At 41.2% G+C, this 17,630-nt stretch carries 18 protein-coding genes; 12 read left to right on the top strand and 6 right to left on the bottom strand.

Annotated elements, in window-relative coordinates:
- Positions 1 to 32: 32 nt before the first annotated feature.
- Entirely contained in the window at positions 33 to 527 is a 495-nt protein-coding gene (locus ABIS22_04855) for a YajQ family cyclic di-GMP-binding protein (protein MEO7741213.1), read from the top strand.
- Positions 528 to 578: 51 nt separating this feature from the next.
- Here ABIS22_04855 and ABIS22_04850 read toward each other — a convergent pair whose 3' ends face one another.
- The gene (locus ABIS22_04850) at positions 579 to 932 is read right to left on the bottom strand and encodes a hypothetical protein (GenBank protein ID MEO7741212.1); all 354 of its coding nucleotides are present in this window, start codon (positions 930 to 932) and stop codon (positions 579 to 581) included.
- Positions 933 to 1,139: 207 nt separating this feature from the next.
- Between ABIS22_04850 and ABIS22_04845 the strand changes: the two genes are divergently transcribed.
- The 8 genes from ABIS22_04845 to ABIS22_04810 all read left to right on the top strand — a co-directional run bounded on the left by ABIS22_04845 (position 1,140) and on the right by ABIS22_04810 (position 8,436).
- Positions 1,140 to 1,910: an ATP-binding cassette domain-containing protein gene (locus ABIS22_04845; GenBank protein MEO7741211.1), complete on the top strand. Its 771-nt coding sequence runs from the start codon at positions 1,140 to 1,142 to the stop codon at positions 1,908 to 1,910.
- The gene (locus tag ABIS22_04840; GenBank protein ID MEO7741210.1) at positions 1,903 to 3,120 is read left to right on the top strand and encodes an ABC transporter permease; all 1,218 of its coding nucleotides are present in this window, start codon (positions 1,903 to 1,905) and stop codon (positions 3,118 to 3,120) included. The genes ABIS22_04845 and ABIS22_04840 overlap by 8 nt, the downstream gene beginning before the upstream one ends.
- 41 nt (positions 3,121 to 3,161) lie before the next feature.
- Positions 3,162 to 4,808, top strand: a complete 1,647-nt coding sequence (locus ABIS22_04835) for an FAD-binding oxidoreductase (GenBank protein ID MEO7741209.1) — start codon at positions 3,162 to 3,164, stop codon at positions 4,806 to 4,808.
- Positions 4,809 to 4,870: 62 nt separating this feature from the next.
- Positions 4,871 to 5,197, top strand: a complete 327-nt coding sequence (locus tag ABIS22_04830) for a helix-turn-helix domain-containing protein (protein ID MEO7741208.1) — start codon at positions 4,871 to 4,873, stop codon at positions 5,195 to 5,197.
- A 40-nt stretch (positions 5,198 to 5,237) separates the two neighbouring features.
- The gene (locus ABIS22_04825) at positions 5,238 to 5,909 is read left to right on the top strand and encodes a response regulator transcription factor (GenBank protein ID MEO7741207.1); all 672 of its coding nucleotides are present in this window, start codon (positions 5,238 to 5,240) and stop codon (positions 5,907 to 5,909) included.
- Positions 5,910 to 5,911: 2 nt separating this feature from the next.
- On the top strand, positions 5,912 to 6,922 hold the full coding sequence (locus ABIS22_04820) for an ATP-binding protein (GenBank protein MEO7741206.1): 1,011 nt from the start codon (positions 5,912 to 5,914) through the stop codon (positions 6,920 to 6,922).
- A 107-nt stretch (positions 6,923 to 7,029) separates the two neighbouring features.
- On the top strand, positions 7,030 to 7,497 hold the full coding sequence (locus ABIS22_04815; protein MEO7741205.1) for a GreA/GreB family elongation factor: 468 nt from the start codon (positions 7,030 to 7,032) through the stop codon (positions 7,495 to 7,497).
- A gap of 72 nt (positions 7,498 to 7,569) precedes the next feature.
- Positions 7,570 to 8,436, top strand: a complete 867-nt coding sequence (locus tag ABIS22_04810; GenBank protein ID MEO7741204.1) for a hypothetical protein — start codon at positions 7,570 to 7,572, stop codon at positions 8,434 to 8,436.
- A gap of 43 nt (positions 8,437 to 8,479) precedes the next feature.
- On the opposite strand, the gene ABIS22_04805 is transcribed toward ABIS22_04810, so the two are convergent.
- The 3 genes from ABIS22_04805 to ABIS22_04795 all read right to left on the bottom strand — a co-directional run bounded on the left by ABIS22_04805 (position 8,480) and on the right by ABIS22_04795 (position 12,864).
- Positions 8,480 to 9,163: an ABC transporter ATP-binding protein gene (locus ABIS22_04805; GenBank protein MEO7741203.1), complete on the bottom strand. Its 684-nt coding sequence runs from the start codon at positions 9,161 to 9,163 to the stop codon at positions 8,480 to 8,482.
- A 1-nt stretch (position 9,164) separates the two neighbouring features.
- Positions 9,165 to 10,541 carry an ABC transporter permease gene (locus ABIS22_04800; GenBank protein MEO7741202.1) on the bottom strand — a complete coding sequence of 459 codons (1,377 nt, stop codon included), beginning with the start codon at positions 10,539 to 10,541 and terminating at the stop codon, positions 9,165 to 9,167.
- Between the two features lie 664 nt (positions 10,542 to 11,205).
- Positions 11,206 to 12,864, bottom strand: a complete 1,659-nt coding sequence (locus tag ABIS22_04795; protein MEO7741201.1) for an FAD-binding oxidoreductase — start codon at positions 12,862 to 12,864, stop codon at positions 11,206 to 11,208.
- Positions 12,865 to 12,948: 84 nt separating this feature from the next.
- Here ABIS22_04795 and ABIS22_04790 point away from each other — a divergent pair, with 84 nt between their 5' ends.
- From ABIS22_04790 to ABIS22_04780, 3 genes are read left to right on the top strand one after another with little or no spacing between them, the layout of a single operon-like run.
- The gene (locus ABIS22_04790; GenBank protein MEO7741200.1) at positions 12,949 to 13,407 is read left to right on the top strand and encodes a VOC family protein; all 459 of its coding nucleotides are present in this window, start codon (positions 12,949 to 12,951) and stop codon (positions 13,405 to 13,407) included.
- Positions 13,407 to 14,492, top strand: coding sequence for a winged helix DNA-binding domain-containing protein (locus ABIS22_04785; protein MEO7741199.1), 1,086 nt, complete (start codon positions 13,407 to 13,409; stop codon positions 14,490 to 14,492). Before ABIS22_04790 ends, ABIS22_04785 begins: the two co-directional genes overlap by 1 nt.
- A gap of 60 nt (positions 14,493 to 14,552) precedes the next feature.
- Positions 14,553 to 15,131 (top strand): hypothetical protein, encoded by a 579-nt coding sequence (locus tag ABIS22_04780; GenBank protein MEO7741198.1) that lies wholly within the window; start codon positions 14,553 to 14,555, stop codon positions 15,129 to 15,131.
- A gap of 14 nt (positions 15,132 to 15,145) precedes the next feature.
- Here the strand turns inward: ABIS22_04780 and ABIS22_04775 are convergent, their stop codons facing one another.
- Positions 15,146 to 15,658: a hypothetical protein gene (locus ABIS22_04775; protein MEO7741197.1), complete on the bottom strand. Its 513-nt coding sequence runs from the start codon at positions 15,656 to 15,658 to the stop codon at positions 15,146 to 15,148.
- 60 nt (positions 15,659 to 15,718) lie between these two features.
- A complete protein-coding gene (locus ABIS22_04770) occupies positions 15,719 to 17,500 on the bottom strand; it encodes an endo-1,4-beta-xylanase (protein ID MEO7741196.1) in 1,782 nt (593 codons plus the stop codon).
- Positions 17,501 to 17,630 lie beyond the last annotated feature (130 nt).

Raw genomic sequence — 17,630 nt, 5'->3', positions numbered from 1 at the left:
CAGCTTATCATAAGAGGTGATATACTAGATATATGCCAAGTTTTTCATTTGATATTGTATCGGATTTTGATAAAGCCGAATTAAATAACGTTTTTTCACAAACAGAACGAGAAATCGGGACACGATACGATTTTAAAGGAACACCAGCTTCTATAGAGTGGCTTGGTGACAAGACAGGATTTAAAATTATCGGAGCAGGGCAATGGCAACTTGATGCGGTGCTTGACATTATCCGCAAAAAACTTGCAAGTCGAGATCAAAGTGCGAAAGTACTCGATCTTACAAAAACACCAGTTGATAGCAATCTTAAATCAACATGGGAAGTCCCATTTAAACAGGGTCTTAGTCAAGATAATGCAAAACTTATCACAAGTGAGATACGAACAAATCTTCCAAAGCTTAAAACTCAAATCCAAGGCGATATGGTTCGAGTAACTGGCACGAGTAAAGATGATCTTCAAAATGCTATGTCCCTATTACGGTCAAAGGATTTTGATTTTTCGCTATCATTCATTAATTATCGTTAAATAGAAAACCCCTCATCGCCTAGTGGCGAGAGGGGGTTCCGTCGTGCGGGCTTACCGCTGGGGAATAATCGTAATGGGCTTGAACGTTGCACGCCCATTCCAGCCACCAGTGCGATACACCATCCCTTGAACCGCGTACAAGTGATTCTCACTTTCATGCTTGTTACAATATAACTCCACTATTCCTTTGAAGGAAAGTTCTCCACCGTCACTCGAAAGAGAAGCTTCATGGACATCGATCACGATCATGTTTCCGCGAGTTGCACGAAATCCTTGCGGGAGTGCGTTGAACAACTCGATTTCAAGAGGAGTTCTGAATGTCACACTCCTCATTAGCGGAAGATAGTCAGGAAAGTGGGAATTTGGCAAGATGACTATCTCGCACTTGGTACCCAATTCGATCATGCTACATGCACCTTTCATTGTGCGTGTAATCGTTGTCAGCCGCGACGTCGGCCATTTATCACAGCGGTTGCTGCGACCACCTATCCGATATGGCAGATGTTACTATTTTATTTTAACATATATTTATTGATAGGTCAAAATTTAATGTTCGCATTATCAATATATTAGCCATGTTATAATGGAGGTAGAAACTAACTGGAGTGTTATATGCCAACAGCCAAACCAGAGCCTGTACCAATTATTAGTATCAACCACTTTCGAATGGATTTTGGTAGTAAAACCGTCATTGATGATCTGTCATTTACTGTAAATAGAGGTGAGATCTTCGGCTTCCTGGGGAGTAATGGATCTGGGAAGACAACCACAATTCGCGCACTTCTTGGACTATATGAACCTGCCGCGGGTGAACTATTGATAAACGGGGAGCAATTTGAACCACACGCAGGTGGAAGTCGACTCGGATACTTGCCAGAAGAGCGAGGTCTCTACAAAAAAGAGAACGCTATTAGTGTCATGATTTATTTTGGTCAGCTTAAAGGAATGTCACGTACAGATGCTCGTGAATGGTCTATGTCATACCTCGAGCGAGTAGGGCTTCTCGATAAAGCAACAACGCGCTTAGACAAATTATCGGGTGGCCAGCAACAAAAAATACAACTTGGCATTACTATTATGAATAATCCTGAATTACTTATTCTCGATGAACCAACAAAGGGCTTCGACCCGATTAATCGTCGGCTCTTAATGACAATTATTGAAGAACATCAAAAAGCTGGTGCGACAGTCGTATTCGTTACACACCAAATGGAGGAAGTCGAACGTCTCTGTGATCGAATCATCTTACTAAAAGACGGCAAAGCAAGTGCGTACGGCACAGTTGCTGCTGTTAAGAAAAAATTTGGCGGTAAATCGCTTGATGATATTTTTATAGAAGTATATGGTGATGAAAATGATTCAGAGGAGGCGCATAATGCATAATTTAGGTACTGTATTTCAATTTGAAGTAGTGAGGACACTTAGAAAGAAAAGTTTCTGGATTATGGCACTTGCATTTCCTGTCATTATTGGTGCAGTGTTTGCGATTATATTTTTCTCAAACAAAACAACGGATCAAGCGGCATCAGATACTAAAAATCAAACCTTTAGCATTGCAATCACTGACGATTCGCATGTTTTATCAAGTAATATCCTTAAGCAGATCGGTGCAACCACCGTTACTTCGAAACAAGCAGGTATTGATCGAGTGACTTCTGGTAAACTCGATGCTTATTTCTACTATCCTAGCGATCTTACAAAGAACCAGGTAGAAGTATATGCAAAAGATGTAGGACTATTTGATAATAGTCGATACCAGGGCGTTGCTTCTGCATTGTTACAACAGGCAGTAACAAATAAAGTAGACACTCAAACGATTGCTATCTTACAAAATAAGGTTGGTTTCAATTCAACAACATACAAAGATGGCGTAAAATATGATGGCTTCAAACAGATTATTGCGCCGGGAATATTCCTTGTTTTATTCTATATTCTAATTGTCATGTTTGGTAATCAAATGCTCACGAGCACGACTGAAGAGAAAGAGAACCGTGTTATTGAAATGATACTGACCACAATTAAGGCAAGGGCGCTTATTATTGGTAAAATACTTTCATTAATTGTTCTTGCTGCCATTCAAATTGTCGTCATCATGATTCCTATTGTGGTTGTTTATTTGCTATTTCGAAATCAGCTTGATCTTCCAAATATTGACCTGTCAAATATTCCTCTCGACCCTGTGCGTATCGCGATCGGTGCAGCAATATTTGCACTTAGTTTCCTCCTGTTTACAGGACTACTCGTGGCAATTGGTGCGGCAACACCAACTGCAAAAGAGGCTGGTGGATTCTTCGGTATGGTGATGACACTTATATTTGGGCCACTCTATGCGGTAACGCTTTTTGTGTCAGCTCCAGATACGTTACTTGTTAAATTTTTAAGTTTCTTCCCACTGACTGCACCAATTCCACTTATGCTACGAAATGCCGTCGGTAACCTTTCAATTCCTGAGGCACTGCTTGGCATTACTATTCTTGCGCTTAGTGCAACCGTCGTTCTCTCGCTTGCAATTCGCTTATTCCGCTATGGCACACTTGAATACTCGAAGCGTATATCAATTGCATCTATATTTCGACGTAAAAAGCGCGCATAAATTATCGACAAACCTCTCATGCTTAACGTATAGTAGAGAGTATGAAAGATGTGGCGGAACAAATACAGGCGGTTTTTGATGGCGATATTAAAACTGACAAAAAGACTCTGACAGCGTACAGCCACGATGCCAGTATATATGAGTTAATTCCTACAGCTGTACTTGAGCCTAAACATAGTAATGATATCGAACAAGTCGTGTCTTTTGTTGCAAAGAATAAATTAGATTACCCCTCACTTAGTATTACAGCGAGGGGTGCTGGAACGGATATGTCTGGCGGTGCTATTAGCGGATCACTTATTCTTGATATGACAAAATACTTTAACACGATACACCCATATACTGGAGATTTGCTCCATGCTGAACCCGGTGTTCATATGCGTGATATAGATACTTTGCTTGGGACAACGCATTTGATCGGCTGCGTACCTGCATCTCGCGCATGGTGCACACTCGGTGGCATGGTAGGCAATAACAGCGGAGGTGAGAGATCACTGCAGTATGGAAATGCTGATAAGTCAGTTAGAGAGTTAAAAGTAGTTTTTGCTGACGGTAAGCAGTACACCGTGAAGCCTTTAAATAAGCGCGAGTTAGCAATAAAAATGAAAAAACAAGATTTTGAGGGAAAGTTATATAAGCGCCTATTTACACTCATTGAAAATAATTATGATGATATACGTAATGCCAGACCAAAAGTAAATAAAAATTCAATGGGGTACAACCTATGGAGCGTCTGGGACCGCGAAACAGGTATATTTGATATGACACAACTTATTACTGGTAGCCAGGGTACACTAGGCGTTGTAACAGACATCGTTATCCAGACACACCGCAAAGCACTGCATAATGGCCTCCTTATTATTTATATCGAGAAGCAATCACAACTTGAAGAAGTTATTCAAACTGTGCTTCGACACAAACCCGTAACTTTTGAAGGTTTTGATGATGTTACGTTTGACCTAGGTATAAAGTACTTCAGTACATTTCGCCAACAACTAGGTACAAAAGAGTACCTAAAGCAACAAGCTATACTGCTCGGTCAAGCCGCACGTTTTCGGGGTCATATTCCTAGTATGGTTCTAATGGTTGAGTTTGAGGATAAATCAATACCGAAGATCGACAGTCGTATCACTGAGCTTAGAAAAGATTTAAGTAAATTTCGATTAAAAACAACAGTTGAACATGACGATGCAAACAGTGCTCTTTTTTGGAATATTCGTCGTGCTAGCTTAAGCCTACTTCGAAATCGAGTACATGGAAAGTTCGCAGCACCATTTATTGATGATATGACTGTTCAACCACGACATATTCACAATTTCCTACCCGAAGCACGAGCTATAATGAGGAGATATAAACTACCTGCAACAATTGCCGGACACTTTGGGGATGGTAACTTTCATATTATTCCACTAATAGATATTGTAAGCCAAAAAGAGCATGCAAAACTAGAACCTATCATGCGTGAGCTAATTCCAGTTGTTCTCAAATATGGGGGGACTATGGCCGGCGAGCATAATGATGGCATGATACGCGGACCGTGGCTGGAAGCTATGTTTGGTGTTGATATGTACAATCACTTTAAAACTGTAAAAGAAATATTCGATCCACACTACATATTTAATCCTCACAAGAAAACAGATGCAAGCTGGGAATATGGCATGAAGCATATTCGTAAAAACAATAATTGATTTTAAGAAATATACCCCTTGACGTCTTTGACAATATTTGCTAGACAATGTATAGTGTTAGTATGAGCGAAATAAAAACTATTGGCTGCGTCGCAGCAGCAACGCATATTCTAGGTGACAAATGGACACCTCAGTTGCTACGCTACTTTGTAAATGAAAAGTCAGTACGATTTTGTCAATTACAGGATCTAGTGGGCGGCATAAATCCGCGTACTCTATCTGCGAGATTAATCACCCTTGAGGAAGCGGACATTATTAAACGCCTTTCGACAAATAATACCCGCTGTGAATACGCCCTCACAAAAAAGGGGAGAGATTTAATGCCTATTCTTGTTGATATGCAGCTTTGGAGCGATAAATACGCTCCAGTCCATACGGCAATCGCCTAAGATACAGTATTTTCTCAGTTTAAAGACATATTATTAATACATGAGAATATTAATTATCGAAGACGAACATAAAATTGCACGAGCTCTTAAAAAAGCTCTTGAACAGGAAAGTTACGCAGTTGACGTATCTTTCGATGGTGATGACGGGTATGCTATGGCGACAACTGAACCCTACGATGTGGCGATTGTCGACCGTATGCTCCCAGGAGAATATGACGGTATTGCAATAGTAAAGGCTATGCGTGAAGCAAAAATTCACACACCAGTTATTTTGCTAACTGCACTCGGGGGTGTGTCGGATCGTACAGATGGGCTTGACAGTGGTGCGGACGATTACCTTGTCAAGCCATTTGCGCTCGAGGAACTCCTAGCGAGGGTCCGAGCGCTATTACGGCGGCCAAGTGAACAACAGCCGAATATCTTGACAGCTGGTAATTTATCACTTGATACTGTGAACTTTAGTGTCACACGAGAAAATAAAACAATTCAACTGACCAACAAAGAGTTCGGTCTGCTCGAGTACATGCTTAGAAATCAGGGTCGACCACTTTCAAAAGAAACAATTATTAGTCATGTATGGGACTACGACGCGGATATTTTGCCAAACACAGTAGAAGTGTATATAAAATACCTTCGCAATAAAATAGATGTTCCATTTAAAACTCCGCTACTTCACACTGTCAGAGGTTTTGGCTACAAAATAGAGGGGTAATTATGTTTCAAAGTGCAACACTAAAGTTAACAGGCTGGTATCTTCTTATTCTTATGACCCTGAGTCTGCTGTTTAGTGTTGCTATTTATCAGATCGCTTCAAGTGAGATAAATGCAAGATTAAGCCAAATCGAAACAAGTCTTCGATTACCTAGAAATTACGGATTTCCCGATCTTCGTTCGGATCAACTACATGAAGGTGAAGGAAATTTAGTCATCGGGCTTGTATATATCAACTTCCTCGTTTTAGGAATCGGTGGTGTGGGTAGCTTCTACCTTGCGAGACGAACTATACGTCCTATAGAAGAAGCTCATGAAGCCCAGTCTCGCTTTACCAGTGATGCTAGTCACGAGTTACGAACGCCACTTGCGGCTATGAAAACAGAGATTGAAGTTGCACTGAGAGATACACACTTAACAAAAGACGAGATGCATGAACTACTCGAGAGTAATCTCGAAGAGGTTAACAAATTAACTCGCTTATCACATACGCTGCTGCAGCTGTCTAAGCTTGACTATTCAAACGTTGAGAGGGAAAAAGTAGAGGTTAACAGAGCAGTCACTAACGTTATCAAGACATTTGACCCACAAGGAAAACGTATTCACTTTAAAGAGTTTGAATCGCCGATATATACCATGGTGACACTTGGAAGCGTCGAAGAGCTTGCCATGATTCTCATTGATAATGCTATCAAGTATAGCCCGGATACATCGATGGTATCAGTTACCGTAACTCGTCGATCAGGTAAGGTGCGCATCGAGGTATCTAATGAGGGTAGTGGCATCCCTGAGGAGCAATTACCGCATATTTTTGATCGCTTCTACCGTGGTGATAGCTCTCGCACAAATGCATCAAAAAATGGGTATGGTCTAGGATTATCTGTTGCAAAAAAAATTGTTGAGTTAAACGATGGAGAGCTTACAGCAACCAGCGCAGTCAACGATACGACAATATTTACAATTATACTTCAGACATCAAGTGCGCCTTCAAAGTCAGTTGAAGGAAAATCATAACTATATTTGAATTCTCAGGTTTGATTCAGATATCTTTGGCATAATTAAAATATCAAAGAGGAAAAAATCCGAATTGATAAAAGACAAAACGTAAAAGGAGACATTCTATGAACACAGCAACTATTGTTTATTTGAGCAAAAAAGGCTTTAAAGAACTAAAAAAACAGATCGCTCGTCTCAGCCATGATATTGAAAAAAACCGTTCAGAATTACGAGAACTTGATAAATCAGATTCGCACGAAGAGCGATTCGCACGTATCCAAAAACTAGCATCGCTCCAAGCTAGTGAAGCAGAACTCTATGATAAGCAGCAGACGCTTAAGACAGCACGACTATTACCTCGAAAACGAGATAGGCTATTCGTTGCTATAGGCTCAGTTGTTGATATGATTGATAGTAAAGGCCGGCTTCTACGATATACAATCGTTGATAGCTTTGAAGCGAACCCAAGCGATGGGCGGATATCAGATAAAAGCCCTCTAGGTCAAAGCCTTCTAGGTAAGCAAATCAAAGATACAGTCGAATGGGGACGAGCGGGTAAAACCCAACGCTTAGAACTCATTAGAATTGCTTAAAATAACTAGCAAGTACAGTAACCTCACTGGAGTATATCTACGGTGAGGTTATTTTTTGCTATAATATCACTAATGCTTAAATCTATCTCAGCTAAGGACGAGCACGGTACGCTTCGTACGTCTCTAAAGCGTGCTAGGACGCTCTTGTCTACGCGCAGTATGAAGACTGTTATAATTAATGCGACAAGTTCATCAAAGAGCGTTGAAGCACATGTGACGAAGGTGTGGCATAGCACATCTAGTCAGGAAGATATGATGGAAGCTATTATAGGCTCTGCTATAAACACATCTCATTACATTGACAGGGCATTCGCAGAATATATAAAAATTCAAAACAGATCATTTAGACGCCAGCCTGCAGTCAACGAGGTTAGATTTGATAAAGTCCATTTATTAAGCGGGAACGTATGGCATCATGGAACATTGTTTGATTTATATGTAAAAGGTGCACCCGAGCAGGTTCTTCATAGGTCTGATTTAACAGAAAATGAACGAGAGAAAGCCGAAGCCATCTTGCATGCACTTGCAGCCGACGGTTATACGGTAGTTGGCGTTGCCCATACGACACTATTTGCTCCTATTAAAAAAATAGATGAGTTACCAAATAAAACTCGATTTATACTTAGCGGCTTTATAGCAATCAAGCGTGAACGTGCGAAAAACGCTAAACACGTAATTACGCAGACTCAAGTAAAGAATGGTAATGTTATCCTTATCACTGGAGATCATGTTCAAACAGCTTACCATGATGCTAAAAATCTAGGTATCATATCTTCTATTGATCAAGTATACGATAGTAGACACATGAATGTTATAAATGATAACGAATTACGCGACGCTATCGAATCAATGCGAGTATTTGCGCGAACGACGTCCCAAACTAATAAGCGTATTTTTGATGTACTTGGTACCGAAAACATTACAATTATCGACATGTAAAATCCCGCCACAAAGCGGGACTTTACATATAGTGTGTACGTTTTTATTTTCTGTTTTTACTGGTCAGGATGCCATCAGCAAGCTGTAACGTGACGTCTGTTTTTCCAGCGATTTGTAGATCATGCGTGACTACAATAATTGTTGTTTTTTGACTTCTCGAAAGATCATGTAATAATTCAAAGATCAATTCGCCGTTGTGCGTGTCCAAATTACCTGTTGGCTCATCCGCTAAAATCATCTTTGGCTTATTAGCAAGTGCACGAGCAATCGCTACGCGCTGCTGCTCCCCTCCACTCAAACGATTAGATCGACGAGTTTGGCGATCCTCATCAAGCCCAACCTGCTCAAGTAATTCTTTTGCACGAGTGAGCCTCTGCACCCTAGGAAGACTAGCAAATTCCATTGGCAACATAACATTTTCAATTGCGGTTAAGTTGGGAATGAGATTATATTGCTGAAATACAAACCCGATACCATTGCGACGATACTCAGTTAATTGGCGGTCCGAAAGTTTAGCAATATTCCGTCCCTCGTCTATTTCTATTGATCCGCCTGTTGGACGGTCAAGCGCTCCTAGCAGTGAAAGAAGGGTGCTCTTACCACTTCCGCTCCTACCGACAATGGCAGCGAATGTTCCTTGTTTTAGCGAAAAGGTGACATCTTTTACTGGACTGATTGTGTGATCACCACTTTTAAATGTCTTCTCTAAATTAGCAACTTTTAACATACTACTCTCCTCTCATTACTTCTGCTGGACGAACTTTTGCTGTCATCCAAGCTGGAATTGCGCTACCTATGATTGCAATGAGCAGGGCAGCACCAAGGCCTTCTAGCAGCACCGGAAGCCCGATTGAAGTGGCCACCTTACCAACAAGATCCTGACTATTTTGTACATTGCCTAAACCTGCACCACCGAAACCGCGACGACCTGTCGTGTTAGTCTGGCTTGTTGAGGTATTTGAGGTATTCGATGATACGAGTGACTGTGCGATTGGCCCACTTGCTGTATACGCCACACCAACACCAACAGCAGATCCGAGTACGATAAGTACCAGCGCCTCAACCATAAACTGTCGGAGTATACTACCGTTACCAGCTCCAATAGCTTTTAAGACACCAATCTCACGACGTCTTTCACGAACAACAACTAACATAATAAGAAATATGATCACACCTGCAGCAATTAGCGATGCGAAGAATCCAATTAGAGATACGTTTCGTACGCTAGTTAGACTGTCGATAGCAGTTTGTGCATTTTGCTGACTACTCGTGACATCTGCCGTTGCACCAAGTACCGACTTGAGACTCGCGACTGTTGCATCGACATTTTCTAATGAGTCGACTTTTGCGATAATTGAGCTATACTGATCCGTCTGAGCACTTAGGGTCTGTGCTGTTAATAGCGGAATATACATTTGCCCATTCGTAAATGTGTTGCTCGCATTAAAAATTCCTATCACTGTGAACGTTTTATCATATGCAGTGAAGGTAGACCCAACATTTAAACTGTTTTTGGTTGCAAGCCCAGATCCCACAACGGCGACATTTGCGCCACTGTCGGCCTCTGTTATATTACGGCCACTTGTAAGTGTTAGTGCATTGCCAGATTCATCCACACCTGCACTCACCCCAACGGCAGTAACAGGTAGGCTAAATGCACGTTGTACTGTGCCTGTTTCTGTATCGGTACCACTGTTACGACGACCAAGAGTCCCAGCATCAATAGCTGAATTTAAACTTGTCGTTCCTGTGTTTGTCTGGGTGGAGCCACCTGGTCCTTGTGCTGAGGCAGTATCAGAGCTATTCCTTAAACGGAGCGACAGGGAGCTGGAGACAGATGATACATGGTCAACTGCTTTAATCTTTGCAATACTCGCACTTGTCAGAGTTTCACCCCCACCTTCAAAGCCTCTTGCACCAGCTGGGTTTACTGTAATACTCGATCCAAGATTGGCTGACAATTGTGTTATGCGGTCTCCGATTGCTTGCTGGGCAACCAACATTGATAACGATAATCCAATTCCTATTGCAAGTATAATGACGACTGCGAATGTGCGCAGAGGATTACGAAACGCGTTTTTTATACCTCGCGTCATACTGTTCATATTTTTTAATTCCTTTCGTTTATGTGATTAGCATACGAATAAATTCTGAGAATTGACTTGCAACTAGACGAAGGGGGGAGTATAGTAACTTTTATATTCAGTTGATTGCAAAATCCTGAATCACATTAACAGATGAGAAACACACCCTAGAGGACACAGTAACAGCACCATAATTATTTGATTTTGTTACTGTGTCCTCTCGTTGAATGAGGAGCAGGGTTGATGGCAGGCAGCCATTGATCACGGTTTGAATCTCACGCGAGATTCAGCATGGAAGGATGGCGTCATGATCACCCATGTCCACGCGATGACCCCGGCATGTCGGGGTTCGACCAACTGCAGCATCGAAGTCGAGCGCGACCAGACCTTCAGTCTCGGCGGCGCAGAGCTCTGAACCAACCTCCAACCATTCGTCCCTCCGAGGCATGATACTGCGGTTGCAGGCTGAGTCTGTGAAGAAAAAATGACGACGTTAGGCCAACAATCTTGACTTACAAAAGTCATGCATCTAGGACGTCCCGTCATCTTCCGGCTCAGCCTGCAACTCGCAGCATGGTGTGTTTCTCGTCTGATACACATCCTCGTTCACACGCGCCATTAGGCGTTATTTTATTATTAAAAAACCCGCACGTAATTGTGCGGGTTTTTTAATTCGATGTTAACCTTAGAAGTGTTCGCGAATGTGCGAGTAGCTGTAGTCCCAATCAGAATTGGCTTTTTTATGAGGATTAAAGATCGCATCTGGATCAAATATACGCTTTGCCTCACGAAATAAATCAACCATGTCTTTGCCATACATCTGTTCTAACCATGGGCCACGAACTAGTCCGTCGTTATGCTCGCCGCTTAAACTGCCTTTATACTTCAAGATTAGCTCGTTAACTTCTTTCATTGCGGGTAGAATCTTCTCACGGTCTTTTGGATCTTCAAGTTTCATTAAAGGAATAATGTGGAAATTACCATCACCCATATGTCCAGCAATTGTTGCCATCAATTTATACTTCTTAATGATGACACGAAGTTGTGGCAAGAACTCTGACAAATATTCAGGATTAACAATTAAATCATCAATAAACGGTGCAGTATGTTTATCTTTCACTTTACTGCGCAGTAACTGGAAACTATATCGACGCATTATCCAAAATTTCTCACTAGCACCTTCTGTTGGATCTTCTTCAAACCCATTGATTTCGTAACGTGCTTTTTGACCACCAAGTTCTTTGTGGAGTTTTTTAATCTTTGCACGGACCTCATCTTCAGTTTCTCCGTTAAATTCAACCATTAGGACAAGCTTCGGGATGCCCCGTAGTAGCTGGAGACCATCAGGAATTAGAGTAATAAGGAGATGAATAAATCGAACTGGGCCAAGCAGCTTGAGGAAACTTGGCATGAACTTTATACTTAGCCAAAGTGTAGCATCATCAAAACTTTCAAATGTCACAGGATTTGACTTGAGTACAGTTGGGATAAGTTCACCAAGTTGGTTGAGGTCATGCATAAACAACACAAGAAGGCCTGAGTGAGTTGCTCGCTTTACTAACTTAAACGTACCCTCTGTTACTAGACCCAATGTTCCTTGAGCGCCGACAATTGCCTGTGTTAGATCGAATACGCCTGTTTCTCGGTCCCAAACATCCCACAAACGGTAGCCCGTCGAATTTTTACTTACATTTGGTTTAGCTGCTTTGATTTGGTCATAGTTTCTCTCGATAAGCTCATAAAGATCTTTGTAGACTCGGCCTTCGAAATCATCTTGTCCCATCTTCGCGTTTAGTTCATCACGATTAAGTGGCTTTACGATTCGCTCAATACCATCCGCAAATACAAACTTCAGCTCAGGAACGTATCGTTCCGTCTTGCCATACTGGAGTGATCGCTCTCCGCCACTGTTGTTGTTGATAATCCCGCCAACCGTACATAGTTCACGGCTCGCCGGGTAGCTTGGAAGTTCATATACGCCGGTTTTTTTGTCGAAGTCACGATAAAAAGCACCTGGCTGAGTAACCGCGATATTGTCATTAACAGAAATAACTTCCGTAAGGTAGCGGTTGAAGTCGATAATAATAGAGTCATTAATGGCTGCACCACTCATGTCCGTACCGCCACTACGAGCCGTCAGCGAGAGGGTAGGCATTTCCTTCTTTTTATCTGCGACTAGCCTGACTGCAGTTGCGACGTCTCCAGCAGTTTTTGGAGCAATAACCAACTGTGGTTTAATTTCAAACATCGATGCGTCATGTGAGTAAAGTTCTAAGGCAGCGGCAGAGTCATCGATATCTCCGCTAAAGCCACGTGAGGTTAGTAGTGCTTTAATTTCATCCATACCTCATAGCATAAAGGTTATGGATAGTATGTGCAAGCCAGTGCAGTGATACAATAGTAAGTACATGTAAATAAGGGGTAATTCATGCAAAAAATCACGACATTTTTAACATTTAAAAGTAATGGTAGAGATGCGGTTGAATTCTACACGTCTCTGTTTAAAAATTCTCATATTCACTCACAAATGGTCATGCCAGGAAGTAATCAATTACTTCATGCTTCGTTCACATTAAATGATCAAGAATTTATGGCCATGGATGGCGGTGAACACTTTAAGTTTGAAGACGGTATTTCACTATTTATTAGCTGCGAAGGTCAAGACGAGGTTAACCACTACTGGAGCGCTTTGTCTAGTGACGGTGGTGAGCCAGGGCAGTGTGGCTGGTTAAAAGATAAGTTTGGTGTTTCATGGCAGGTTGTCCCAACTGCACTCGGTGAACTAATGAGTAACCCTGATCCAGAAAAATCTCAAAGAGTCATGCAAGCAATGTTAAAAATGACAAAGATAGAGATCAGCAAACTCGAGGCGGCACTAGCGGATTAATGAACCAGCGTGATATTACAGCTTATCGACTTACGAGCCAATACATAGATACACCATCTACTAATATTAGTGCTGCTGAGGTAGTTCAATACATGGGCGCCATGCAGGCACAAGATTATCATGGAACACTTTGGGCAATTGGCCTCAGAACAGGCCTTGTGCAAAGTGATGTTATAGCTGCGATTAAAAATCGAGAGATCGCTCGAACATGGCCACAGCGAGGTACACTTCATTTTGTACCAAGCAAAGATGCCCTATGGATGGTCAATCTATCTGCAGATCGTCTTTTACGTGCTGCTGTATCGAGACAAGCCCAGCTTGGTCTGGACATGGCCGTACTTAGTAGTGCAACTATGGTACTTACTTTGTCACTTCGTGGTGGCAATGTATTATCGAGACTAAGAATTATGGATATCCTTCAAGATAACGGTATAAATACGGAAAACGGGCGAGGATACCATATACTGTGGTACCTCGCTCAAAAAGGCACTATTATATCTGGACCAATGGATGGTAAGCAACAAACGTTTGCGCTTCTGGATGAATGGGTCACAGATTCACATATACTCAGTCGTGAGAAAAGCCTTCAACAGCTTACAAAGCGTTATTTCATAAGTCATGGACCAGCCACACTACAAGATTTCATGTGGTGGTCAGGGCTGAAGGCTATCGATGCAAAAATTGGTCTTAAGGCTAATATTACCCAACTTGAGTGCCATACGATAGATGGCAAGGACTACTGGTCTAAATCAAAGCCTGATAATCAGGACTCTGATGATAATGACACGGCGTTTCTACTTCCAGGATTTGATGAATATATGCTTGGCTACAAGGACAGAAGCGCTGCACTGGATCCAGCACACGCATCAAAAATTGTCCCAGGCAATAACGGCATGTTCCTTCCAACTATCATTATAAATGGAAAGGTTGTTGGCACATGGAAGCGTCACATTAAAAAGAGCGGAGTTGTAGTAACGCTTAGTCCATTTGAAAAAATGACAAATAACGATATTAAAAGTTTAGACATACCCCTGAAGCGATACGAGCGTTTCATTGAACTTCCTGTTGACCTGCACTGGTCATAAAATAGACTAACTTACTACGTGCTAAAATTATATTAGAATAAAGTTATAAAAGGGAACAATATGACCATACAAGAGCTTTTTATTCGATCAAATGAAGAACTTCTACACGTAATCAAACAGATTTCTGACTCTCAGTGGGATCTTATGATGCCTAAGGGTACAAGTAGAAATCCTACAAGCCTTGCAGATGCAGTGAGGTACCATACATATGATGATGCCTGGGTAGTTGATGTGCTTGATGGTAAAACGAAAGAAGACGTTAGTGATACATACGAGTTTCTTCGAAATATTCCAGATGCAAACATACGAAATACGTACGCTAAATATAATGAAGTTGCAACTGATAAGATACGTGGCTTTACGGACTTAGATACTATCGTTCATCTATCCTACGGAGAATTTACTGCGCATGATTATTTGCAACATATTATCAGCTTCAGAGGTTTCCGTATTTATGACATCGCTAAGCTCATAGGCCTCGAAACAGAGCTGCCATTTGATTTAGTCCAGGGTCTATGGGATGAATTCACTCCTGTCGTAGAGTCATATCGACAAATGGGCGTATTTCCACCTGCCATTACCGTCCCTGAAGATTCAAGCCTTCAGACAAAACTGCTAGCACTCGTCGGTCGAAGTTAACGGATACAATAAAGTTATGCGGCCGTAATAACAAATGGGCATATTTTTATGTGGTCTCTTAGGAGACTGATGCCATTTACTAGTTTTTGTTTTGATATCTGAATAGTTTTACCATCCCAGGGATCAAATACACTGAACATTTTTTCAGCTGAACTTGTCACCATCATAAAATGAGGTAGGTGAGTATAACCGTCAGTAATGTGATTATCAACATATACAATATATGGTTCACTTAATTTATCGAGCAGTATTTGGTCATTCCTACCTAGTACCATCTCAAGCCGCGGATGGTCAATTTTTGCTTTTAAGATATCTAGGTAGTATTTATTATCAAAGTAAATTTTTGCACGCTTATTTGGAAAATGGTTAAGAAATGCCATCAGACATCCAAGCGTAAAATTTTCTCTAAAGTTAAACAAGCCTTGAGATAACAGTTCTTCTTCCGTCTCTCTTGTTGGTTTTTCACCGAACAAATACATGAGATCAACGATAAGACAGCCTTGATTACTTTGTTGTTTGTAATTCATATTTTCATCATAACATAATAAAATATTAATAATTACAAACCTATCAACCGACTATCCTAACTATTTAAGACTGGTGAGAATTTGGGTTAGGGCACGAGTTGGACGTAACTTATCGTCCCATAGGAAATCGTGTCCGTAATTAACAACACCATCCTCTTGGAACATGTCATATTTATCAGAGACACCCCATGAAGTCCATGATTTACAGCTAGGCTCATTTATACATGCGTTGAATACATCGAGATACTGTTTCGCTTGAACCGCGGTACCATCGTCGTCATATACATCCATTTCAGAAATTCGAGATTCAATTCCTAATTTTGCAAGTTGTTGCATGTGGAGCTTTAAGGTTGTGACGTTAATTTTATCAGCAGCTTCATAGACGTGAGCCTGGAACCCAACACCATCAATAGGGACGCCGGCTTTCTTTAGTTTAGTTACTAATTGTAAAAATACATTCCAGCGCTCACCACTTGATTCTAGACCATATTCATTAATATAAAGTTTCGCAGAAGGATCAACTTGTCTCGCAGTCATGAAGGCAGTTGTTATATAAGACTCACCGAGTGCCTTGTACCATATATTCTCACGCAATGTTTTATTAGTACTCGTATCAAAATTATCATAATCAGCAAGTGGTTCATTAATAACATCCCATGAAGCCATTTGACCTTTGTAATGTCCTGCAACTGTTTCAATATGATCGGTCATGACCTTAGAAACAGCAAGCTTCTGACTCGAAGTACTTATTGGCAGGTTTTGCACCCAACTCGGATTAGCTTCCCCGAATACAAGCGTGTGACCGTGGACTGCCATGCCGTTCTTTTTAGCTAATTGAACTAGTGCGTCACTCTCATGGAAATCATAAACATCAGGCTGTGGATGAACAAATTGCCATTTTAAAGCATTTTCAGTTGTCATCATTCCAAAATTACCTCCGAAGGCAACTTGATTATATTGTGAGTCGGATACTGATGGAGGAAGAGCCATTGCAGCACCAACAAAGAAGCCTGGGCGCTTTTTTGCAGCCATTGCCTGAAGTGTAGTTCCTGTAATGTCGGGGGAAACAGAGGCTGTTGATGTGTCAACACGCTCAACAGAACCTCCATTAAGGCCTACCGCTTGTATATTTGAAAGTAGGTATGAGCCACCTTGGCTAGTTGCTCCAAACCAGACAGTTCCTTTGTTAAAAATTCCACTATCTGGAATTGTCGCTAAAGTCGCGCCATTAGCGACGATCTCAAAATTATCACTTATTCTACGAATTTCGAAATTCAAACTATCTGTAAGACTAAGTGGGTACGTAGTAGAGGAGGTAGGTGGACTTGTTGCAAGATTACTACTTTCTGAACCATCCCAAATATTAATTGTCACACCAGTTTTAGTTGTCTTAAACTCAATACTAGGTGTTTCTACACGGAATTCATCTTGAATAATCGGTACAGCACCATAGAGACGAAAAGAGGCATCGCCAACAATTTGAGACATCGATGCAGAAACCTTAAAATCATTTTTTACCGTAAGGTGTGTACCGTAAAGGTTAACGGATGGGTTAGGTTGGCCGCCCGTGCCATCCTGTTCCACAATTGCAAACTGGCGGTCGGTCACACGTACATCGTTTTGCTCAACTGTCGAGCCGGCAAGATAGGAAAATTCTTCTGGAGCAATCGACAGAGTAGGGGCAGAGGTTACCTGTGACGCCTGCGGCTTAGATTTGTGCGATGAGCGTTTTGCTTCAACTATACCGAAAGTGCCCATAATAATTAATCCAATTCCAACTAAAATGCTGACGGTTGAAATAATATTTGATGAGAAAATGCTTGGCTTTTTTAGTCTTTTCATAATGTTCTTTATTATACATCAAATATATATTAATAATATATTCTAGAATATAAGCATGAGCAAAATACTTGTTTTAATAAATACTTGCATAAAACACAACAATAGTGTATTATTTACAAAAGTTTAACTA

The sequence above is a fragment of the Candidatus Saccharimonadales bacterium genome (genome assembly GCA_039928925.1).
In the GTDB taxonomy this organism is placed as follows: Bacteria; Patescibacteriota; Saccharimonadia; order Saccharimonadales; family Saccharimonadaceae; genus UBA6022.
The sequence above is the reverse complement of the archived record's forward strand: the minus strand, read 5'-3'. Positions and strand labels throughout refer to the sequence as shown.